The 21,354-nt window shown below is 41.0% G+C and carries 22 protein-coding genes and 1 riboswitch; of the genes, 15 read left to right on the top strand and 7 right to left on the bottom strand.

Going from position 1 to position 21,354, the window contains the following annotated elements:
* Nucleotides 1-9: 9 nt before the first annotated feature.
* Nucleotides 10-1,248 carry a poly-beta-1,6-N-acetyl-D-glucosamine synthase gene (gene pgaC, locus RH061_RS21580; RefSeq protein WP_311072815.1) on the bottom strand — a complete coding sequence of 413 codons (1,239 nt, stop codon included), beginning with the start codon at nt 1,246-1,248 and terminating at the stop codon, nt 10-12.
* Between the two features lie 261 nt (nt 1,249-1,509).
* Complete coding sequence (locus RH061_RS21575) at nt 1,510-3,144, bottom strand: bifunctional metallophosphatase/5'-nucleotidase (RefSeq protein WP_311072814.1); 1,635 nt, start codon at nt 3,142-3,144, stop codon at nt 1,510-1,512.
* A gap of 295 nt (nt 3,145-3,439) precedes the next feature.
* Between RH061_RS21575 and RH061_RS21570 the strand changes: the two genes are divergently transcribed.
* Together RH061_RS21570 and RH061_RS21565 are read left to right on the top strand one after the other, a co-directional pair.
* A complete protein-coding gene (locus RH061_RS21570) occupies nt 3,440-4,132 on the top strand; it encodes an N-acetylmuramoyl-L-alanine amidase (protein WP_311072813.1) in 693 nt (230 codons plus the stop codon).
* A 132-nt stretch (nt 4,133-4,264) separates the two neighbouring features.
* The gene (locus RH061_RS21565) at nt 4,265-4,531 is read left to right on the top strand and encodes an IDEAL domain-containing protein (RefSeq protein WP_311072812.1); all 267 of its coding nucleotides are present in this window, start codon (nt 4,265-4,267) and stop codon (nt 4,529-4,531) included.
* A 139-nt stretch (nt 4,532-4,670) separates the two neighbouring features.
* Here the strand turns inward: RH061_RS21565 and RH061_RS21560 are convergent, their stop codons facing one another.
* A complete protein-coding gene (locus tag RH061_RS21560) occupies nt 4,671-5,162 on the bottom strand; it encodes a sigma-70 family RNA polymerase sigma factor (RefSeq protein WP_311072811.1) in 492 nt (163 codons plus the stop codon).
* Between the two features lie 631 nt (nt 5,163-5,793).
* Between RH061_RS21560 and RH061_RS21555 the strand changes: the two genes are divergently transcribed.
* The 9 genes from RH061_RS21555 (at nt 5,794) to tnpA (ending at nt 13,165) form a co-directional block, all read left to right on the top strand.
* On the top strand, nt 5,794-6,342 hold the full coding sequence (locus tag RH061_RS21555; RefSeq protein WP_311072810.1) for a competence protein ComK: 549 nt from the start codon (nt 5,794-5,796) through the stop codon (nt 6,340-6,342).
* A 337-nt stretch (nt 6,343-6,679) separates the two neighbouring features.
* A complete protein-coding gene (locus tag RH061_RS21550; protein ID WP_311072809.1) occupies nt 6,680-7,012 on the top strand; it encodes a hypothetical protein in 333 nt (110 codons plus the stop codon).
* 297 nt (nt 7,013-7,309) lie between these two features.
* A complete protein-coding gene (gene glpK, locus RH061_RS21545; protein ID WP_311072808.1) occupies nt 7,310-8,800 on the top strand; it encodes a glycerol kinase GlpK in 1,491 nt (496 codons plus the stop codon).
* A gap of 305 nt (nt 8,801-9,105) precedes the next feature.
* Nucleotides 9,106-10,335: a hypothetical protein gene (locus RH061_RS21540; RefSeq protein WP_311072807.1), complete on the top strand. Its 1,230-nt coding sequence runs from the start codon at nt 9,106-9,108 to the stop codon at nt 10,333-10,335.
* Between the two features lie 32 nt (nt 10,336-10,367).
* A complete protein-coding gene (locus tag RH061_RS21535; protein ID WP_311072806.1) occupies nt 10,368-10,700 on the top strand; it encodes a hypothetical protein in 333 nt (110 codons plus the stop codon).
* Between the two features lie 56 nt (nt 10,701-10,756).
* Nucleotides 10,757-11,095: a hypothetical protein gene (locus RH061_RS21530; RefSeq protein ID WP_311072805.1), complete on the top strand. Its 339-nt coding sequence runs from the start codon at nt 10,757-10,759 to the stop codon at nt 11,093-11,095.
* 45 nt (nt 11,096-11,140) lie between these two features.
* A complete protein-coding gene (locus RH061_RS21525) occupies nt 11,141-11,479 on the top strand; it encodes a hypothetical protein (protein ID WP_311072804.1) in 339 nt (112 codons plus the stop codon).
* An 88-nt stretch (nt 11,480-11,567) separates the two neighbouring features.
* The gene (locus RH061_RS21520; RefSeq protein ID WP_311072803.1) at nt 11,568-12,359 is read left to right on the top strand and encodes a hypothetical protein; all 792 of its coding nucleotides are present in this window, start codon (nt 11,568-11,570) and stop codon (nt 12,357-12,359) included.
* Between the two features lie 323 nt (nt 12,360-12,682).
* Nucleotides 12,683-13,165, top strand: a complete 483-nt coding sequence (gene tnpA, locus RH061_RS21515; protein ID WP_311072802.1) for an IS200/IS605 family transposase — start codon at nt 12,683-12,685, stop codon at nt 13,163-13,165.
* A gap of 161 nt (nt 13,166-13,326) precedes the next feature.
* Here the strand turns inward: tnpA and RH061_RS21510 are convergent, their stop codons facing one another.
* Nucleotides 13,327-14,157: a glycerophosphodiester phosphodiesterase gene (locus RH061_RS21510; protein WP_311072801.1), complete on the bottom strand. Its 831-nt coding sequence runs from the start codon at nt 14,155-14,157 to the stop codon at nt 13,327-13,329.
* 202 nt (nt 14,158-14,359) lie between these two features.
* Between RH061_RS21510 and RH061_RS21505 the strand changes: the two genes are divergently transcribed.
* From RH061_RS21505 to RH061_RS21490, 4 genes are all read left to right on the top strand, one after another.
* On the top strand, nt 14,360-15,493 hold the full coding sequence (locus tag RH061_RS21505; RefSeq protein WP_311072800.1) for an ABC transporter ATP-binding protein: 1,134 nt from the start codon (nt 14,360-14,362) through the stop codon (nt 15,491-15,493).
* Nucleotides 15,490-16,410 (top strand): carbohydrate ABC transporter permease, encoded by a 921-nt coding sequence (locus RH061_RS21500; protein WP_311072799.1) that lies wholly within the window; start codon nt 15,490-15,492, stop codon nt 16,408-16,410. The genes RH061_RS21505 and RH061_RS21500 overlap by 4 nt, the downstream gene beginning before the upstream one ends.
* Nucleotides 16,411-16,412: 2 nt before the next feature.
* On the top strand, nt 16,413-17,225 hold the full coding sequence (locus RH061_RS21495; RefSeq protein ID WP_311076494.1) for a carbohydrate ABC transporter permease: 813 nt from the start codon (nt 16,413-16,415) through the stop codon (nt 17,223-17,225).
* A gap of 61 nt (nt 17,226-17,286) precedes the next feature.
* Entirely contained in the window at nt 17,287-18,648 is a 1,362-nt protein-coding gene (locus tag RH061_RS21490) for an ABC transporter substrate-binding protein (protein WP_311072798.1), read from the top strand.
* A gap of 102 nt (nt 18,649-18,750) precedes the next feature.
* Here the strand turns inward: RH061_RS21490 and RH061_RS21485 are convergent, their stop codons facing one another.
* The 3 genes from RH061_RS21485 to RH061_RS21475 form a co-directional block, all read right to left on the bottom strand.
* A complete protein-coding gene (locus RH061_RS21485; protein ID WP_311072797.1) occupies nt 18,751-18,885 on the bottom strand; it encodes a hypothetical protein in 135 nt (44 codons plus the stop codon).
* Nucleotides 18,886-18,906: 21 nt separating this feature from the next.
* A riboswitch (cyclic di-GMP riboswitch) is annotated at nt 18,907-18,990 on the bottom strand.
* A gap of 115 nt (nt 18,991-19,105) precedes the next feature.
* Nucleotides 19,106-19,804, bottom strand: coding sequence for a C40 family peptidase (locus tag RH061_RS21480; RefSeq protein WP_311072796.1), 699 nt, complete (start codon nt 19,802-19,804; stop codon nt 19,106-19,108).
* Nucleotides 19,805-20,059: 255 nt separating this feature from the next.
* Nucleotides 20,060-21,232, bottom strand: a complete 1,173-nt coding sequence (locus RH061_RS21475) for a HupE/UreJ family protein (RefSeq protein ID WP_311076493.1) — start codon at nt 21,230-21,232, stop codon at nt 20,060-20,062.
* Nucleotides 21,233-21,354: the final 122 nt, after the last annotated feature.

The following is a 21,354-nucleotide window of genomic DNA, read 5'->3' as shown; positions in this document are numbered from 1 at the left end:
TTTTTCTCCTTACAGATGGAGTCCGCGGTCCGGGCTCTCCCATGTTGCGAATTGGTTTTTGTTTTTCTTGAGGATTTTTAATCCTCTTGGAAGTGCCCTGATGACAAGCAGGGCATTGATGTGCCAGTAGAGGATTGGGTACCAGATTCCCCAGAGCATGTATTTCAGTATTCCTTTTTCATACTTCCTTTCTATATAAAGGGCGACCAGGAATTGCAGCAGGCAAATAATAGATAGATAGTTTCCGATCCATAATGTCGGCATGATGAATTCCTGCTGGAAAGAGAATTTGTAAAGCATAATGAGCAATGAGACGAACCAGGTGATCGACCAGAGGACGCTAAGTACCTGCTCGAGATAGACGGGGTACAACCTACGCTGTCGCCAGTCCAGAAAGATATCCTTATGGCGCAGGATAACTTCGATGCCGCCCTGGGTCCAACGCAAACGCTGCTTCCAAATTCCCCTCAAAGTTTCCGGAACGAGCATCCAGCAAAGTGCCTTTGGTTCGTACCGGACATCCCAGAATCTCCTTTGCAGCTTCCAGGTGATCCCGATATCGTCGGTGATCAGGTCAGTATCCCACATCCCTGCGTCCAGGAGGGCTTTTTTACGAAAAACGACAAACACCCCGGAAACGGTCATCACTTTTCCAAGCACTCTTTGCGTCCTTTTTATCAGACCGAAAATGCTCGCGTATTCAACGAGCTGTATTTTTGCCAGCAGGCTGGTCCGGTTGCGAATCCTTGGATTGCCTGTAACCGCGCCAACTCTTTCCCCATTGTTTGGTGTGATGAAGTGAGGAACAATATATTTTAAGGCGTCCTTGTCAAGAATGGCGTCACTGTCGATTGTCGCAATCAATTCGCCTTTTGAAGCCAACACACCCTGTTTCAGCGCATTCGCTTTGCCCTTATTGTTCATTACATTGACAACACGCAGTTTCGGATACAGATCCAGCAACGACTTGAGTATAGCCATCGTTCGGTCTTTGCTGCCGTCATTGATAACGATTACTTCATAATTGGGATAATTGAGTTCTGAGGCGTACATTACCGTCTCCTCGATCGTCTGTTCCTCATTGTATGCCGGAATCAGCAAGGAAACAAAGGGGAGATCCTCCATCCTGTGTTCGAGGAAGAGATCCCGTTTCTCTTTTTTTACATAATAAATCAAACTTCCCGTAATCCAAACAATTCCCATGACAAGTGGATAATAAAACAGAAAAAGCACCAAGAAGTTGATCAAATTCGCACCCATCCTATTAAAAATGTGAGTTGTATTAAGAAGATATTACTTCGGTGATGATAGAAATAGCAATCTATTTTTAGTGGTGGATGTGCTGCCAAATTATGGAGTATTTGTTCCCTATAATTAGTAGAAAAAATCTGAACATACTGGGGTCAAATATAGTATTCGTCATTTGGAAAGTGAAGAATTCAATATGGAAAGATTATTATGAATAAAAAAGCCCAGCAACCTCACCAGGTTTGCTGGGCACTATCTTTATTAGTTTGTCACATCGACGATACGGCCTTCAACAACAGGACTTACTGTGTTGTTTTCTTGTTGATTCACATATTCAGTGAAGATTTCCCAGTCGACGAAACCAGGTTCGCTTACACGGCCTTCATTGTAAGCTTTCCCGAACACTTCGTATCCGTCTCCGCCTTTAGCCGTGAAAGTGTTTGTAGCAACTGCGTATGTTTTGTTAGAATCCAGACTTACGTAGTTAACGCCATCTTCTTTTACTTCAACTGACTGGACACGCTGGCCAGCTGGAAGGGAGCTGTCGTACGTGAATTTCAACCCTGAAACTTGCAGGAAACCTCCTGAAGCTGTCGGGGCATCCTTGACGCTATGCTCCAAGGCTTCTTTGATTTCGGCACCTGTTAGCTGCATGATGGCCAATGAGTTCCCGAATGGCATTACTTCAAGTACTTTTGCCATCGTAATGTCTCCAGCATTTACGGATGTACGGATACCACCGCCGTTTTGAACGGCAATGACAGTATCAGGATTGATTGTTTTTGCTTTTGCGAGCATTCCATCGGTGATCAGGTTACCAAGATTTGTTTCACCTGTTCTTGCGGCAGGGTTCCCGCCAATTAAATCGACAGTTGTATTTCCGATTACTGTATTTTTCATCTCATCAACTGCAGGTTTATATTTCTCGTTCAGAATTTGGGCTGTTACTTCATCATCTTCAAAATTTTTAACATCCAGCAACTCACCCGCATATTCGATTACTCTTCCGTTTTTGTTGAATTTTACATCCAGGGTACCAAGAAATTTGCCATACTCATTTGCCTGTACGATGACTGTAGGTTCTTTGCCAGCCTCAATAAATACTGGTTCAGTCAACTTAACATGAGTGTGACCGCCTACGATTACATCAATTCCTTCTACTTCCTCGGCCAATGTCAGATCATTGTCACCGCCGCCATCATTCAAACCAATATGAGTAAGAGCGATGATTTTATTGACTCCTTGTTCCTCAAAGGCTTTAACAGCTTCTTTTGCTTCGTCAATGTAATCTTCGAATTCGACTCCTTCTCCAGGGCTTGAAATGTCAACTGTTTCAGCAGTAGTAAGACCAAAGATTCCAATTTTCTCGCCATTTACCTCTTTTACGACACCACTGTAGACTTCTCCATCATTTGCTTCAGAAGAGAACTCGCTATTTGCAAGCATACTCATATTTTCGTCATTTTCAAAGTTGACGTTCGCGCTGACAAATGGGAATTCCGCTCCTTTAACAAAGTCTGCCAGAGTGGCGGTTCCTTTATCAAATTCGTGGTTTCCAAATGTCATGGCATCATAACCTGCAAGATTCATGAACTCCAAATCTGCCAATCCTTGAAACTCGTTAAAATATAAGGTTCCGGAAAAAACATCTCCGGCATCCAGTAATAATGTGTTAGCGTTTTCCTCACGCACCTGGTTTATTGCTGCGATACGTTTTGCTACTGAGTCTAAGTGCGCATGCGTATCATTTGTGTGCATGATTGTTAATTCAAAAGGCTTACCCGGCTTCATGCCCTTCATATTCGCTGACACTGCAGGAACAGCTATGGAAGTTAAAAGCGCGGCAGATGCAGCCACTGATAGAAGTTTGCGGTAGAACTTATTACGGTAATTCATTAACATTTTCCTCCTTGTATATTAAAGTGATATTGCTATTAAACTAGTTACCATAATCAAACAACTCAATTCTATCAAAGTTCCCTTGCTGAAAAATTAAAAAAACTGAATATTTGTTATTTTGATAGAATAGTCGTGGTAATAAAGAACTAATATGGTCTGATAATAATAAAAATAGATAGGAATAAAGTCTGTGGTTACTACTGTGAAAAATATCATCAATTACAAAGGGTTTTTCAATAATTTAGCGAATTACTCAGGGATATAGATAGATTGTTAGGGGAACATGATGATAATGAGGGGAAAATTAGTAAAGTTAGGGATTTTATTAGTATTGATTCTGAGTGGATGTTCAGATAGGGTTCAAGAAGAAGCGGTGGCCAGAGCAGAGGTTGAAAAGCCGAGAATCGCTACCGAGATAGAAATTCCTGTAACTAAAGACTTTATTCCAAATATGAATTTCGTACCACGAAGCAATATACCAACCCATATCGTTTTGCATTTCATAAGTAATGCCGCAAACAACACTGAAAATCCTTATGTGTATGAAGATGTAAGGAATATCTTCATTGATTACGATGTTTCTCCTCACTATATGATCGATCGTGATGGGGAAATTTATTTCCTGCTGCCGGAAAGCCGGGCTGCCCGTCATGCAGGTAAGGGAAACATGGAAGGATATCCGGAATTCGAGGATCATTTAAATAAATATTCAATCGGCATTGAATTAATGGCCATTGGGACGGAAGAGGAAATGCAGCAAATAATGTCCCCGGAGCATTACAGAAAAATACCCGCAGAACATATCGGCTACACAAAAGCTCAATATCAAGCTCTTAATCTACTAATAGATGATATTTTGGCAAGGAACAAGATGATTAAAAGAGACAGAAACCATATTATCGGTCATGACGAATACGCCCCGGAACGTAAAACTGACCCGGGAAGTCTGTTTGAATGGGAGAAAATCATGTTCGACAGAGATTAGCCTTAATACTATCTTTTGTTGAAGCTTTGCGGATATCAAATTAGAAGATAATCTCTTTGCCAAGTTATTTTTCTGAAGAATTGGGTAAATAGTAACTAACAACCAAACCCAAACAGAAGGCAGGGATTGATAATGAAAAATGACAAAAACTCTAAGTATTATAAAGAAGAAATGAACTTGAATATGTACATGGACGCTGTTCATGATACGGATAATACTGAGCTGATTCTGCTGCGAGAAAAGACAAGGTATACAGATGGGGCAAACAAGATCATTCAAAAAGTCCAGAATGAGTTTTTGGAGAAAAGAAGGAATGAAGAAATCGATCTTGCTCTAGCCAATAAGGACAAAGAAAGATTCATGAAATTGACTTCAGAGAACTGGAAGGATGCTTTGTAAGGTGAAATGGATGAGTGTATTGATTATATAGAAAGCCTGAAACCAAGAATATTAATGGTTTCAGGCTTTATTTTTTTGGAGTAAAAACTTTAAATGAAGAAGGCAATAAACTTATTACCCGATTGGTCAATGGTATTGATTACTCAACAATCTCTAATAATTGCTCCTTAAGTTTTCTTTTAGCACCACTTCGCCACTGTTTGACCGCCGACAAGGAGACTTGTTCTCTTTCGGCAATTTCTTTTATAGACAAGAAATCCACACAAGTATAGATAACCCATTTCGTTTCTTTATCGGTAAGCGTTTCGCAATAACTAAGAAGAAATTCTACCTCTAACGGACTGCCAGGATTTTGGTCAATGACCGTTTCCCAGTAATCTTCTTTTGGATAGACGTTTCTTTCCTCACGTTTATTGCTCCGATTCATTTCATTTAGGATTTGGCCTTTAATATAGCTATAGGCGTAATTTGAGAAATCCCCTTTAACCGGATCAAAAGCTTCAGCTGCTTCCCAAAGTGCTACGAGCCCAACATGGAAATAATCTTTCTGATTTTTAAAGATATGCAGTGTTCGAATAATTTTGTGAATCATAGGTTCATACTGTTTGGCTAATTGATCAAAATTGTCCATTTGCAATCCTTCCTGGATCGCGCGCGACTGACTTATATTCCCGGGTAGCTATAAGATACCTTTGAAAGTGGAAGCAGAGCCATTCTTGAAAAATCAATTTTGAATACAAGAAAGCGCTATAAAGAGACTGTTTAGCACCCAAAAATCAAATATCAGAAATTATTAGACAATTTCATGTAATAAGAGTATAAAAATGATTTTTCCCTTGAATTGTGAATAATGTATGTCTATTGAAGAAAATATTTTTTAGGCTTCACTTAGAGTAGTTATCACTATTGATGGCTATTAAAAAGGGGTGGGAAAGAAGGTTTCCGAGAAAAAAAGCCTTAAATTAAAGCGAATTACAGAAATGAACATATATTATACTGAAAAAATGATTTTTTGACAATATTCCGTAAGATTCATTCTAGCTGAACGTAAAATAAATCAGATTTACTTATAAAAGGAAGAATTTATATAATTATACCTGCAGGGGTTACTTGGGAGGTGAGATATGGACGTTACATAAAAATTAAAATAGCCCTCGGGGAATTGTCGTGGCTGACTCCCGAGGACATCCGTTGGGTATACCAACTATGTTAGTATACCTTTTCTTATCAAATAATCAATAGATTTATGAGGAGGATAAAGAATGGAAGTGCTAACGGATTACATAATCAACGAAGAAACGGTGTTATTGACTGGGGAATATAATGAGAATGGGAAGCTATATGCCAGGGTGATCCATGGTGAGGACACATTCCTGATTGATATGAAACCAATAGAAATCATCAATGAAACGATGATTGGCCTTGGGTCTGATTTTAAAACAGGCCGTAAAAGTGCAAGAAGATTGCTGGGCAATGTCAGTATGTGCCCGATCAAGGTTAACTGTAATTTAGGAATCTGGTTATTCCCCACCAAGTCATACAACGATGACTTCTGCATATGGTTCTCTCTGATGCATGTAAAAAACACAAAAGCCTTGGGAATTCGCAGAACAGAAGTAGAAATGAGTTATGGCCATCATGTTGTCATCCAAATGAAAGAATCCTCCTTTAATCAAAAACGGAAAAAAGCAGAAGACTTGAGAGAAAAGATGATTAAAAATTCAAAAGGACATATAACTTTTTTTGTAGAATCAAAGACAGGGATCGAGATGATTGAGGGTGAAGGGATAAAGCGGTATACGCTTAAATAGAATTTTACAATAGGCATGTTTTTATCATGAGAGGACATCTGTTAAGGATGTCCTTTTTAGCGTTGAAAATTCAAAGTAAAAATGAATAGAGAATGAATACAATTTGACGAAGGCATTACTAATATAGGATATTATAATCAATTACCTTATATTTCTAGTTAGGAGCTATGGATGGCAGGTATAAAGAGTCCTATTGAATTCGTGATAGGTGGTGTTGCCAGCACAATATTTGAAGATGAGATTAAGACTGGGAGAAAAATGTGCTTATGACGATGAGTATCGAGATGTCAGTCAAGGCTGTTAAATAAAATGTGGAGTATATAAGGTGGAATTGAGTATGGATGAATTTCTTTTTTACCTCGACGCTGTTATAGTCATGTGGTTTATTGCTCAGATTTCGTATAGTCTGTTAATTTTAGTACTTGGCAATGTAATGATGGAATATTATGAGTGGGGCACCTATGAGAACCCGGCCACAATCTACCAGCAAACAGTGAATTTTATTATGGGCTTCTTATTAATTGGAGTCGGTCCTTATATTTATAAGAAGTTGTTAAAATATCCATGGTGGAAGAGAAAATTGTATATGCTGGGATCTGTTTTGGCTATGTTCATAGGAAGCATTATATTTTATGAAGTGGTCATGGGTGTCATCAATAAAATCTTTTAATAATGTTTAGAAGCAGCTAGTATAAAACTTTATTTGAACAAATCCATAGTATGGAAAGTGAATTGATGAAACTTACAAGTACGACGGATTGCGTAGAAGCCTGGTATGGAAAAAATCCAAGAATGGGCGAAAAAATTCGAATCCAACACCAAAATTATTGAAAGCGGTTTCTGTGTAATGTATACTGCAATTAAGTTAAATATCGTGATGGAGTCGGGGAGAATCACACAGACAAGTCCTGTTATTGGGCCAGCTTCTGTATGGATTCTCTTTTTTGATTAAGGGGAGGAATCAGCGTTGGAAAAATTCATTTTATCATTGGATCAGGGTACGACAAGCTCGCGGGCTATTCTTTTTAACAAAAAAGGTGAGATCGCCCATGTTGCACAGAAGGAATTTACTCAGCTATTCCCTAAACCTGGGTGGGTTGAGCATAACGCGAATGAAATTTGGGGTTCTATTTTGGCGGTTATTGCGAGTGTTCTCACGGAATCAAATGTAAAACCAGAACAAATAGCCGGAATTGGGATCACTAACCAAAGGGAAACGACGGTTGTCTGGGATAAAGAAACGGGAGTGCCTGTTTATAATGCGATTGTTTGGCAATCCCGGCAGACGAGCCAGATTTGTGATGAGTTAAAGATGGCGGGCCACAATGACCTTTTCCGTGAAAAAACCGGCCTCCTGATCGATGCTTATTTTTCAGGGACGAAAGTGAAATGGATTCTTGATCATGTTGATGGTGCAAGGGAGAAGGCGGAAGCAGGAAAGCTCCTTTTCGGCACGATTGATACATGGCTGATTTGGAAGCTATCTGGAGGTCAAGTGCATGTGACGGATTACAGCAATGCATCGCGCACACTTATGTTCAATATACACGAGCTCAAGTGGGATGAAGATCTTCTCGGAATCCTTGGCATTCCAGCGTCCATGCTGCCGGAGGTTCGGCCTTCGTCTGAGGTCTATGCCAAAACGGTACCTTATCATTTCTTCGGGCAAGAAGTCCCAATCGCTGGGGCCGCAGGTGATCAACAGGCTGCTCTGTTCGGGCAGGCATGCTTTGAGGAAGGAATGGGGAAAAATACGTATGGCACAGGCTGCTTCATGTTGATGAATACAGGCGAAAAAGCGGTGGAATCGGAGCATGGTTTGTTGACGACGATTGCCTGGGGCTTGAATGGCAAGGTGGATTATGCACTCGAAGGCAGTATTTTTGTCGCTGGATCAGCCCTTCAGTGGCTCCGGGATGGTTTAAGGATGCTCAAAAATGCAAGCGATAGCGAGACATATGCTGAAAAAGTCGAATCCACTGATGGAGTTTATGTGGTGCCTGCGTTCGTTGGGCTTGGAACTCCTTATTGGGACAGCGAGGTAAGAGGCGCTGTATTCGGTTTAACCCGGGGAACGAGCAAAGAGCACTTCGTACGTGCCACTCTTGAGTCGCTGGCGTACCAAACAAAGGATGTACTGGCTGCGATGGAGGCAGATTCAGGTATCGAGCTGAAAACACTGCGCGTCGATGGAGGTGCCGTGAAAAACAACTTCCTGATGAATTTCCAGAGCGACATCCTCAACGTTCCTGTAGAAAGGCCAGTTGTCAATGAGACGACCGCTCTTGGTGCCGCTTATCTAGCAGGTCTCGCTGTTGGATATTGGGCCGACCAGCAGGAAATTGCTTCCCAGTGGTCAATTGACCGGAAGTTTGAACCAAAGATGTCTCAAGAAAACCGTGGTCAACTGTACAATGGCTGGAAAAAAGCCGTCAATGCGGCAATGGCGTTTAAATAATAGATTTGGACGCCACTATTTATAATGAGAAGACCAAAGTGCAGGGATTGCTTTTTGGTCTTTTTTGTTTATAGAAATATTTTTACAATGATTCATTGTTGATTTTTCCAAAAAATATGTTGCTTAAAGGCCATTTCCCTAAAAAAAGACTATTGGCTCTTATGGAGGCCAATTAATCAAGGTTAATATATAAAGGTATTTCATTAATGCTTTCATTTGACGAGGACATCAATTATGTAGGATATTATTGTTAATTACCTAATTTTTCTAAAAGGAATTAAAAATGAAGGGGTGCCTCCAGTAGTATGCAGTCAATAAAATTTAAGGGTGGTTTTGTTCAAACGCTTAATCCAGAGGTCAGGCGACTTGCAGCACAGGTCGGACACATGCAGCATGGTGTAGCTCGGGTAAAAGGAGGTCTGGATGGAAGGATCTCATCCCGTCGCGGAATCAGTGCAAATCTTGCTAAAGCAGGGAGTTCCGTGGGAAGGATCGAACGAAGGTTGAATGAGTTGAGCTCATTCGTTAACCAATCTGTTAATTCATATACACTTGCAGAAAATAGTGTGAACAAGAGGGCTGTTTCACTTATTTCTTCATGGAATAAAGGTTTCGGTTTGTCAGCCGGGAACAACCCCGGCGTTAAAGCCATAGAAAAAGCAGTGACAAAAGCAGAGAAGAAAAAATCCACCTTTGATGAAATTCTAAGTTACTTTGGTTCACTTAATGAAAAGATGGGATTGATGGATGCAGCACTTATAGGCTCGCAACTGACTTCAATGGCAACGGCATTTGCTGTTGGCAAAAAGCTGCGTATACATTATTTTGGAGGAAAACCTTCACTTTGGCAAAAATTAAAAGGAGGATATAAATTTTCAGTCGGAGCTGATGCCTCATGGACCAGTAAAGGGAAGTACAGCTCTAAAACCGCTAAATTCCTATATGACTTTGCAAAATCGACTCCAAGCAACCCTGTGACAAAGCAACTGCACAAAATCGTTTCCTCATATAATAATCCTTCAGCTATACTTAAACATGTTGCAGGCTTCCCGAAAAACGCAAACTTCATGAGGGCTGAATATCTAATGAAGTCCGTTCATGAAAGAATTGATATGGGGACCAAAGGGATGTTAAAGTCCGTAGCTGAAGCGAAAGGGTTCGCGAAGGTAGGGAGAGGAATTCCTGTTGTAAGTACGGGGATTACCCTTATTGCCAGTGTAGCTGAATTTAATGACTCATATAATAGTGGTAATAAGGGAGTTTTTGAGAGTGCAGGAAGAGCAGTGAGTGGCCTTGCTTTAGATATGGCTGCCATCGGGGCTGGGGCAAAAGCAGGTGCTGTAATAGGCAGTTTAGGTGGACCGGTCGGGACTGTTATTGGAGGAGCAGTAGGTGGTTTTGTCGGCGGTGTAGTCAGTGTAAAGTGGGGAGACCAAATTAAAGACGTTGGTGGCAGTTTTGCAAAAAAGCTCGACGTTTCTGTAGGTCCAAAAATATCCGAATGGAAAAAGTCTATTACAAGCTGGTTTAATTGATCTAAATTGAACTAAAGGTGGAAAGAGAGAAAATGGAAGAAACAATTTTATTTGTTGAAAAAGCAGTAGTCATTTGGTTTATATTCCAGATTGGCTATTCAATTTCTGTCTTATTAATTGGGAATACTATGATTGAATACTATGAATGGGGAATTTTCGAAAATCCATCAACTTCTTATGAAAAGATTATAAACACATTATTAATGGTAACAGTAGGAGTTGGTCCTTTTGTCTATAAAAAATTAAATAAGTATAACTGGCTAATTAGAAAAATTCTAATGCTGGCCTTTTTGGTATTATTTGTGATTATAGGGGTTATTATTTATCAGATTGTTAGTATTGTATTACGTTCATTACTCCTTTAAAAATTTATATCAAACTATACAATTATTTTTTTGAATAATACCTAGGGAGAAATGGTGTGAGTACTGAAGAAATAATTTATTTTATAGAGAAAACAATAGTTGTTTGGTTCCTTTTCCAAAGCGGCTACGCGATGGCAGTCCTTTTAGTGGGGAGAGTCATGATTGAGTATTATGAGTGGGGGATTTTTGAAAAGCCATCAACACTCTATGAAAAGACCATTAATACCCTGCTTACAGTCACAGCAGGAGTAGGTCCGTTTGTATACAAAAAACTATACAAGGTCAATTGGTTATTCAGAAAGATTCTTATGTTGCTATTTTTAATTCTGTTCGGAATCGTTGGAATCATCATTTACCAGATTGTTAGTATTGCTTTACGTTCATTATTCCTTTAACTGAACTGTTGCGTAACTAACAAGATAAAGGAGAAAGGTTACTGCGTGAGTGCTGAAGAAATAATAATTTTTATAGAGAAAACAATCGCAATGTGGTTTGTCTTTCAAAGCGGCTATGGTGCGGCAGTCTTTATATTAGGTAGAGTTATAATTGAATATTATGAGTGGGGAATCTTTGAGAATCCCTCAACACCCTATGAAAAGACCATTAATTCTCTATTAACCATAACAGTAGGAGTAGGGCCGTTCATTTATAAAAAGTTGTATAGGGTCAACTGGTTTTTTAGAAAGATTTTTATGTTGTTATTTTTAATTCTGTTCGGAATTGCTGGAGTCATCATTTTTAATATTATTAGTATTGCTTTGCGTTCAATCTTTCTATAGCTAAAGCTATTTCCGAGAGAGCGCAAAATCAACAGACTTTTTTAGAGATAATTACTTATTCATTTTATATAAGAAGGATGTGGAAGGGATGAAGCCTCTTTTGGCATGTACAACGGAAGAACTGGCATTACTAGTGACATTTTGCGGTTATCCGGAAGTGGGGAAGGGAATAGCGGAGTCGTCTATGGAAAGCGTGACGCCTGAAAATTGGCAATCTGTAATGCAGGCTACGATCCATCAATTGATGCTGAAGCAAATATGGGACTATGAAAGGGAAGCGAATAACGAAGCTCCAATCAGCGAGGAGATGGAAACCTTCATTGAATCGTATGTAGAATCCCAGTGGATGATCCGCTGCTCGCATGTACCGGAACAGCATATATTAATGATTCATAAAATGGATGAAAACACCTGGCTTTCCCACTTGATCGACCGGGATATCATTCATGAATTTGCATACATAACATCAGAGGAACTGCCATCCCACATAAAAGAATATTATTCTTTTACTAATATTAATTTTGTAGATGGCATGTCATTCCAATTGACTGAGCAGGATTTTGATTTGCTAAGTGATAAAAGCAATCTATCCAAACTCGAAGCTTATGCATATTTGTCATCAGAGGAAAATGAAGCTTTCAACGAATTCATAAACGCGCTGGGTTCGAAGCAATGGTCGTTAAATAATATTTCATTATTTAATCTGCCTACCCTGGAAGCTGACCCAATGCTCACGAATATCATGTTCTTCCTGCCGTCATCAAAAGGAATTTGGGTGGTGGAATACTCAGAAGACTCAGAGAGACCTGTCCATATTTACTTGCGTTCTTATGAAGAATGGGGAGCCATGCTTGATGAGGTAGGGAATATTCAACTATAGGGCGTTAGATGAAGAGAGTTATAAATAGGTTTTAGCCGCTATGGCAGCACAGAATGCTTAATGCACAATTCGAGTCGAGAGGACAACTTCAAAAAAGTTGGACGATTTGAGCTTGAAATTGGGAAAAGCAGCGGACCGGCAACCATAAAAAAGAAAGGAATGCTCCTGGCATCAGATCAGGAGCATTTTTATTGTGGAAATGAAAACCCCGGGCTATGCCTGGGGTTCCAAAAAGCTTTCAGCGTGGTATTAAAAAAACTTCCCCACGGTGCTAAAATATTTTTTGGTTCGCCAACCAAAAATATCTGCACGGAGGAAGTCCTATGTCTAAAGACAATAACAGTTTAGCACACACTACCTGGAATTGTAAGTATCACATCGTATTCGCCCCAAAGTATAGGAGACAGATCATTTATGGGAAAATCAAAAAAGATATTGGAGAAATACTACGCACATTATGTGAAAGAAAAGGTGTAGAAATAATCGAAGCGACAGCTTGTAAGGACCACGTACATATGTTAGTGAGTATACCGCCTAAAATAAGTGTCTCCTCATTTGTCGGTTACTTAAAAGGAAAAAGTAGTTTAATGATATTTGATCGGCACGCAAACCTGAAATACAGATATGGAAATCGAAAATTCTGGTGTACAGGTTATTATGTCGATACCGTTGGAAGAAACAAAAAGGTAATACAAGATTACATTCGAAATCAAATACAAGATGATATAGTCGCAGAGCAATTAACGATGATGGAATACATTGATCCATTCACAGGAGAAGAAGTGAAGAAAAAGAAACGAAGTTAGAAGGGGAGAAGGCCTTTGAGGTCTGGCCAGTAGAAGTAGTACAATTGGCGAACCTTTCAGTAGCCCTTTAGGGTTTGGTCAGTAACAAAGGCTTTCAGCCGCAGAGAAAACCACCCGTTCTCACGGGTGGTTATTATTTTTCGGCTAGATTTAGAATCATATCACGGACTTTTTTTCGGAAAATCAGTAAACACTCCATCCGCTCCAACCTCAACAGCATGTTGAAGCTCTTCATCGGTATTAACAGTGAAAAGATGGACCGCCAACCCATGACGATGAGCTTTTTTAATATAATCTTCATCCACCTTCCCGAAGTTGACTCCGATTCCAGACGCATATTTTTTTAGCGACCTAATCTCAGTGTCTGTCAATCTCGCCTTATCTGAATATTTGTATAGCTGGATTAGTGGAATTCCCGGTTCAAGCTTGTGGATTTTCCTCAGGCTTTTGCTGTGAAATGAATGAATGATGACTTTTGATTTTGACTGGACCAGCGAATATTTCCTCAGCAGCTTGATTAATTTCTCTTCCATCCCTGGTGCTTTGGTTTCGATGTAGTAATTCGCGGCAGTCCCATAACGCTGAAAAATTTCCTCGAGTGTAGGGATCTCGACATTTTCATATGCAGGGTTGGCGAGCTGCGGATACTGCTCATTAAACCACGAACCTGCATTCAGCGCCTTAATTTTATCCAGAGGATGCGCATTTGCCAGGCCCGAGCCATTCGTCGTCCGGTCTACCTCCGAATCATGCAGGGCAATCAATTCCCCGTCTTTTGTCATCTGCAGGTCGATTTCAATATAATCGGCACCCGAGTGCACCGCCAGATCATACGCAGGCAATGTATGTTCAGGCGCGTAAGCCGATGCCCCTCTATGAGCGATAATGATGAAATCTTCCGTTAAAACAAAAGCAGGCCCAGCTCTGTGGCTCTCACAACCGGCAATTACCAGCAAAATCAAACAGAGGAATAAAAGCGATATACTTCTCATGATTCCCTCACTTTATGTGAAATGTGATTTTCTAACATACTAGCAAAATAAAAAACATATACTCTCAATATATATTGCAAAGTCTACAAGTTAATACTTTGTGACGGAGACCAGGAGACCACATCTACTGCCTGAATGGATAGGCATTATTTGTGGTCTCTTTTTTCAGGAACTTGGGATTTAAAGAGAAAGGGTGGCAATCATGAAAAAAGTAGAATTGGTTGGTGTTTCTAAATCATACGATAAAAAAACAGAAGTCATTTCAGATATTACAGTCAGTATTGAGCCTGGAGAGCTCTTCGTCCTCGTCGGTCCTTCCGGCTGCGGGAAAAGTACGATGCTGCGGATGATTGCAGGTTTGGAGGAGATCACGGGCGGAGTCCTGAAGATCGGTGATGCTGAGTCAAACTGGCTTCCTCCCAGCAAAAGGGATATTTCAATGGTCTTCCAAAATTATGCCTTATACCCTCATTTAACAGTCGAAGAGAATATCGTTTTCGGTCTCCATGTAAAAAAAGTCTCGAAAACAGAGCGGAAAAAACGTTGTGAGGATGTCGCGGAAATGCTGGGATTGACACCATACCTGAAAAGGAAGCCCCGAGAGCTGTCCGGCGGCCAGAGGCAGCGGGTCGCGCTGGCACGAGCAATCGTGAACCAGGCCCCGATTTGCCTGATGGATGAGCCATTATCCAATTTGGATGCTAAATTAAGGGCGCATATGCGCTCGGAAATCAGGCAGATCCAAAGGCGGCTAGGCATCACGATGATTTATGTCACCCATGACCAGGTCGAGGCGATGACAATGGGGGACAGGATCATGATCCTTCATGACGGAAAAATCCAGCAGATTGGCAAGCCTATCGATATCTATAATAATCCAGCAAATCCTTTTGTTGCGACATTCATTGGCTCACCGCCGATGAATATTGGCGAAGGGAAGGTCAATCAAGAGAAGAACGAGGTTGTGTTCGGAGAGGACGCAAAATTAGCCATCCCCGAAGAGGATCGTCATCTCTTAAAAACAGACAAAATCATTGTCGGTATCCGTCCCGAACATCTGAAAGCAGCGACAAAGGAGACGAAAGCAGAAGATAAAGTCTATGTAAAAACGACCAATGTAGAGGTCCTTGGAAATGAAACGATCTTCTCCTTCGATATGGGAGGAAGGGAATGGATGGCGAAATGGACCGGCCAATGGCGGATTGATGTCGGGGATATGGTTCCGATTGTCATCAATTACGATTCTCTCTGTTTGTTTGACAGCGAGACGGAAAAAATCATCAAAACTCCATCGGATATCGAGAACCATGTTTTTGATAAAGAGGTGTTCATATGAAGGCAGACGTAGCCAGTACTCCTCCAAAGCAGCTCGGCTTGTGGAGGAAATCGCTTAATGCACGCACTGCTTTTTTGTACCTGTTTCCGTCGATTCTTCTGTTTTCAGTGTTCATCTTTTATCCGATGTTCCGAACGATTTACCTGAGCTTCTTTCTTACTGACCAGCAGGGAGCAGCTGCGCTTTTTGTCGGCTTTGAAAATTATGCCTATTTATTCGAGTCAAGGGAATTCCGCAACAGTATCAAGGCGACGGTGCTGTTTGTTCTCTACACCGTTCCGACAGGGGTCATCATTGCGCTCTATTTGGCGCTGATCGCGAATGAAAAACTGAAAGGAATCGGCTTCTTCCGGACTGTCTATTCTTCAACGATGGGCATTTCGGTCGCTGCTTCCTCTGTCGTCTGGCTGTTCCTGTTCCATCCAAGCATCGGGATGTTCAACCGGCTGCTTAATGTCATGAATTTGCCGGGCGTGCAGTGGCTGCTTGATCCGGATTGGGCGCTCGTGTCAATTTCGATTTCAACGATTTGGATGAATATCGGCTTCTCGTTTCTCATCCTGCTTGGCGGGCTGCAGAATATTGATGAATATTTATATGAAAGCGCCAAGATCGACGGTGCCGGCTACTGGTATCAATTACGCAGGATTACGATTCCGATGCTGTCGCCGACATTGTTTTTCATCATCACGATCTCCTTGATCAATGCGTTCCAGACTTTTGGGCAGGTCGATATTTTAACGAAAGGCGGCCCTTCCCAGGCAACTAATCTGATTGTTTACTCCATTTACCGGGAAGCATTCGTCAACTATCAGTTCGGGACAGCAAGCGCGCAGGCTGTCTTCCTATTCATCTGCATTTTAATCGTGACAATCCTGCAATTTAAGCTCGGAGAAAAGAAGGTGCACTATCAATGATGATGTCGACACCGAAAAAAATCCTGTTTTATATTTTGCTTGTGATATCAGCCTTTTTGGTATTTTTCCCGGTCCTATATGCTTTCATGATCAGCTTCATGTCAGGCGGAGAAATCCTCCAGGGCAAGTTTTTCCCTGAATCTATCCACTTTGATAACTATGTAAAAGTGTTCGACCGGCTGCCGCTGATGAATTACCTGATCAATAGCTTCATAGTGTCGTTTGGCGTCATGCTTGGTCAGCTGGTTGTCTGCAGTCTGGCGGCCTATGCCTTTGTCTTCATCCCGTTTAAGGGAAGAGATTTTATCTTCTTTCTCTTTATTTCGACGATGATGATTCCATGGGAAGCAACGATGATTCCTAACTTTTTTACAATCCAAAAGCTTGATTGGATGAACACATATCAAGGATTGACCGTGCCATTCTTCGCATTGGCCTTCGGTACCTTTCTGCTGCGACAGCACTTCAAGACAATCCCCAAAGAGCTGCATGAAGCAGCGGAAGTCGCCGGGCTCGGGAAGTTCGCTTTCTTTTGGAGAGTGATTCTTCCAGTGTCAAAAACAAGCCTTGTCACTTTGGGTGCTTATGGTTTCCTTACAACATGGAATATGTATTTATGGCCATTGCTCGTAACAAGCACAGACCAGGTGAGGACAGTACAGATCGGCTTGAAGCAGCTGCAGTCCCAGGAAGTCGCGACCGAATGGGGCGTCGTCATGGCGGGAGTGATCGTGGTCATCATCCCGACGCTGCTCTTGCTTTTCGCAGGACAGAAGCAGCTCCAAAAAGGCTTGACCCAGGGAGCGCTAAAGTAGTTCATTTCGGGTTCAACTTCTGGTATCCAGAAGCATTTTAATAAAAGGGGTGTTCAGCAAGATGGTGAAAAAGTTTCGTTGGTTTCTCGTGATCAGTGCGATTTTCAGTCTGTTGGTCATGTCAGCATGTTCGAATGATGCAAGCAAGGGAGATGACAAAGACAAGGAGAAGGATGGCGGAACGAAGCCTGGCGAGAAAACAGAAATCTCATTCTGGCATGCGATGTCCGGGCCGGGCCAGGAAGCACTTGATGGCATTGTCGCTGATTTTAACAATTCACAGGATCAGGTTGTTGTAAATGCAGAGTTCCAGGGTACTTATGAAGAAGCACTGACTAAGTTACGCAGTGTTGGCGGGACCGATAATGCGCCTGCTATCATGCAGGTTTTTGAAGTAGGAACAAAGTACATGATTGAAAGTGGCTTCATTGAACCGATGCAGACATTCATTGATAAGGATGATTATGATCTGTCTCAACTTGAGGAAAATATCCTTAACTACTATAAAGTTGATGGCAAGCTGTATTCGATGCCGTTCAACTCCTCGACACCGGTGATGATTTATAACAAGGATGCCTTTAAGGAAGTAGGTCTTGATCCGGAAAAAGCGCCTCAAACATTCAGTGAAGTAAAAGCAGCTGCTGAAAAATTGACGAAGAAAAACGAGCGCTTTGGCTTCTCGATGCTGACATATGGCTGGTTCTTTGAACAACTTGTAGCGACACAAGGCGGTCTGTATGTCGATAATGATAACGGACGTTCTGATGACGCAACAAAAGCTGTGTTCAATGGGGAAGAAGGACTGCGAGTCTTCAAATTTCTAGACGACATGAATAAAGCAGGAACATTCGGCAACTACGGAACGAACTGGGATGATATCCGCGCTGCCTTCCAGACAGGCAAAGTCGCGATGTACATGGATTCATCAGCAGGTGTGGCAGGAGCGATCAATAACTCTTCCTTTGATGTAGGAGTTGCCTATATCCCATACCCAGATGAAGTCGAGAGACAGGGCGTCGCGATTGGCGGGGCGTCATTATGGATGAGCAAAGGGATCGGCGAAGATAAGCAGCAGGCAGCATGGGAATTCATGAAATTCCTCGCCTCACCGGAAAGCCAGGCAAAATGGCATATCGGCACAGGCTACTTCGCGATCAATCCAGCTGCATATGAAGAAGAAATCGTGAAAAAAGAGTGGGAAAAGTACCCGCAATTCAAGGTGACCGTAGACCAGCTGCAGGATACAAAACCATCATTTGCGACCCAGGGTGCATTGATTTCCGTCTTCCCAGAATCACGCCAGCAAGTCGTAACCGCACTTGAAAACATGTACCAGGGAACACCGCCGCAGGAAGCACTCGACCAGGCAGCTGAAGGAACAGACAGGGCGATTGGAATCGCGAATAAGACGAAGAAGAAGTAAGTGCTATCGAGAGAACGTCACTTTTCACCTCTGCAAATGTGGCGTTCCTTTTTTACTGGGATCTATATTTATCAATATGAAAAAAGCTCCACAATGGGAGCTTTAGATCTGATTAGCAAGTAAAGTTACGGCTGCACTAAGCAATGCAGTAGCTAATAGCAATCCTGCATACAAAATATTTTTTTGTCTCGCTTTTTTCCTCTGCATTTCTTCTGGTGTAATCCAATTGTTTGACATCAAATTTTCTCCTTTTATTTTGATGGTAGCTGGCTGACTTTTCCCGTGGAAGAGGTCCCTATAGCTTTGCGTCATCATTTTTCAATGATTTTGCCCTTTATATAAATATCTCAATTGTAAAAAAATAATCAATAGGTATTTTGTCACAAAATGTCGTATTAAGGCATATAGAATATGGAAAAAACAAAAAAAGTGGCAAAACAGCCACTTTTTTTGTAATTTATATTCTTTTAGCGCCGATAAATCTTGGCTTCCAATATGGGTTATTGATGCTGGCAATTGATACACCTTTAGAAGTTGCTGAGTGGATCATCTGTCCATTTCCTATATAAATCGCTACATGAGTGACTTTTCTTCCACCGCTAGTGGCGAAGAATAATAGGTCACCAGGTTGGTATGAGGTAACTTTGGTGCCGACATTATACATTTCTTCGGCGGTGCGAGGTAAATCAATACCTGCTTTATCGAATGAATAGTTTACTAGACCTGAACAATCAAATCCATTTGGATTATTTCCAGCCCATTTATATTTCACACCAAGATTGCTCTTGGCCACGGATATTGCTTTTGATTTATAATCACCAACAGGAGTAACAGATGCCTTTTTTACGGCTGTTTTCTTTACTGTTGCTTTTTTGGTGGTTTTAGGGGCAATGTATTTTGAACTTACATAACCTGTTTTTCCTTTTGTTGAAACTTTTGCCCAACCTTTTGATTGAGATGAAACAGTTACTAGCTGGTTCTTAGGAAGTTTAGCAACTATTTTTCCGGATGTAGCAGGTTTATTACGCATATTTAATGATCCAGAATTAACTTTCACATAATAAGTCTTTCCAGAGGCAGAGGCTTGATCGATAGACGGTGCGACAGTAGCTACCAAAGCGAAGAGCAACAAGGATGCTAGGATTCTCTTAAACAAGTAGTTTTACCCCCGTTAATTAAAAGTTAAACCTAGTATATAGCGAAAGGGGTTACAAACAAATAACGGTATAATTACATTTATATTACAATTTGCGACATAATTCCCAAAGAAGAAACAGGAAATGTACAGAATGAGTAAAAAATACCCCTTGCTAGAGTGAGAGATTAGCAATCTCTCAGGTGTCAAAAATAAGTGAGTTATCATTTGATGCAAAAAATCTCCACCCGAAATGGGGGAGGCTATCATTCCCTGCTATGAGAAAAGCCTTTCAACGAGCCAGAAGGCTCCAAATAGAATGATCACAATCGATCCATATTTAATGTATTTGCTTGAATCCTTAAGACGATGAAGATAGGTAAGTAAAGGGAGTACCAGCAGTACAATCATAATCTGTACTACTTCAATTCCAATATTGAAGCTTACAAGTGCCAATGCAATGTTTCCCTTTGAAAGGTTCATCTCTTGAAGGATATTCGCGAACCCAAGACCATGGATCAGTCCGAAGACAAAGGTCAATCCCCAGCGATGGTTTACTTCCTTTCTGAAAATATTCTCCATGGCCACATAGATGATGCTCAAGGCAATCACGGACTCCACAAATTTTGAAGGTAAATCCATAATTCCCAAAACAGCAAGGCTCAACGTGATGCTGTGGGCAATAGTAAAGGAAGTCACAATCAGTGCATATTGCTTGAATGTTTGCTTCCTCAGCAATAAGGCGAACAGAAATAAGAGATGATCATAACCAGTTAAAATATGCGACATTCCAAGCTTGAAAAATGACAACCAGGAAGAACTCGCTGTCTTATTTCCGGATGCCCCGTCTGCTGGGCCGGTGCTAGAAGAAGAATCTCCCCCTGCCTGCTGTTCTTGCTGAGGTTCTGTGAGAAGTATGGTCCAGGATCTATTTTCTCCCTGAAGAGCAGCTTGACTGGATTCTCCGAAAATGGTGGCGGATAGCAGGTTCACATAATTTGTATCTACGTCTTTGTAATAGAGACCGTCATTAATGGTAATGGTATCACCTGGCTGATATGCAGGATATTTCAAAGAAAGAGAAAGAAATTCTTTGTTATCCTTTTTATCAATTTTCATAGAGAGCAACTCAGGTTCTTGCTGCTCGTTATTTTTATCAAGAATCACACTATGTGTAAGAAATTCAACAAGGTGGTCTTCCTCGCTATTGATTTCTTTCATCTGAAGAATATTATCTTTATTTTGGTCGATATCTTCTTGGAGTTCAATGATTGAGAGTGTATCTATAGAGAAAGAAACAGTTGTCTCATTTTCATTGAATTGGATGTTTGTAAAGCTTGCACTGTAAGGATGCGCAAAAGTAAGCGCAGGGAAGGTAAAAAGAATTAAACTGACTATTGCCATGAAGCGAAAAACTGTTTTTGATTTAACCTTTCGTTGTCTATCCATCTTCACTTGATGCCCTCCTGATATGTTAAATGGCTATATATTCCTACTTAGTATAATCATATTTTCCTAATTAAGTATAGAACTGTAAGCGGAATGTCGAATTTTAACTTAATTTAAATAAT

Origin of the sequence: Mesobacillus jeotgali, assembly GCF_031759225.1 — a bacterium.
In the GTDB taxonomy this organism is placed as follows: domain Bacteria; phylum Bacillota; class Bacilli; order Bacillales; family Cytobacillaceae; genus Mesobacillus; species Mesobacillus jeotgali_B.
Note: the sequence above shows the minus strand (reverse complement) of the source record. Positions and strands in the feature narration are given on the sequence as shown.

Coding starts and splice junctions, on each gene's coding strand:
- RH061_RS21540 (WP_311072807.1), top strand. CDS start 9,106: ATGCAGTCAATAAAATTTAAGGGTGGTTTTGTTCAAACGCTTAATCCA.
- RH061_RS21575 (WP_311072814.1), bottom strand. CDS start 3,144: ATGAATTACCGTAATAAGTTCTACCGCAAACTTCTATCAGTGGCTGCA.
- RH061_RS21570 (WP_311072813.1), top strand. CDS start 3,440: ATGAGGGGAAAATTAGTAAAGTTAGGGATTTTATTAGTATTGATTCTG.
- RH061_RS21520 (WP_311072803.1), top strand. CDS start 11,568: ATGAAGCCTCTTTTGGCATGTACAACGGAAGAACTGGCATTACTAGTG.
- RH061_RS21510 (WP_311072801.1), bottom strand. CDS start 14,157: ATGAGAAGTATATCGCTTTTATTCCTCTGTTTGATTTTGCTGGTAATT.
- RH061_RS21475 (WP_311076493.1), bottom strand. CDS start 21,232: ATGGATAGACAACGAAAGGTTAAATCAAAAACAGTTTTTCGCTTCATG.
- RH061_RS21505 (WP_311072800.1), top strand. CDS start 14,360: ATGAAAAAAGTAGAATTGGTTGGTGTTTCTAAATCATACGATAAAAAA.
- RH061_RS21485 (WP_311072797.1), bottom strand. CDS start 18,885: ATGTCAAACAATTGGATTACACCAGAAGAAATGCAGAGGAAAAAAGCG.
- RH061_RS21550 (WP_311072809.1), top strand. CDS start 6,680: ATGGATGAATTTCTTTTTTACCTCGACGCTGTTATAGTCATGTGGTTT.
- tnpA (WP_311072802.1), top strand. CDS start 12,683: ATGTCTAAAGACAATAACAGTTTAGCACACACTACCTGGAATTGTAAG.
- RH061_RS21535 (WP_311072806.1), top strand. CDS start 10,368: ATGGAAGAAACAATTTTATTTGTTGAAAAAGCAGTAGTCATTTGGTTT.
- RH061_RS21565 (WP_311072812.1), top strand. CDS start 4,265: ATGAAAAATGACAAAAACTCTAAGTATTATAAAGAAGAAATGAACTTG.
- RH061_RS21560 (WP_311072811.1), bottom strand. CDS start 5,162: ATGGACAATTTTGATCAATTAGCCAAACAGTATGAACCTATGATTCAC.
- RH061_RS21555 (WP_311072810.1), top strand. CDS start 5,794: ATGGAAGTGCTAACGGATTACATAATCAACGAAGAAACGGTGTTATTG.
- RH061_RS21500 (WP_311072799.1), top strand. CDS start 15,490: ATGAAGGCAGACGTAGCCAGTACTCCTCCAAAGCAGCTCGGCTTGTGG.
- RH061_RS21495 (WP_311076494.1), top strand. CDS start 16,413: ATGTCGACACCGAAAAAAATCCTGTTTTATATTTTGCTTGTGATATCA.
- RH061_RS21490 (WP_311072798.1), top strand. CDS start 17,287: ATGGTGAAAAAGTTTCGTTGGTTTCTCGTGATCAGTGCGATTTTCAGT.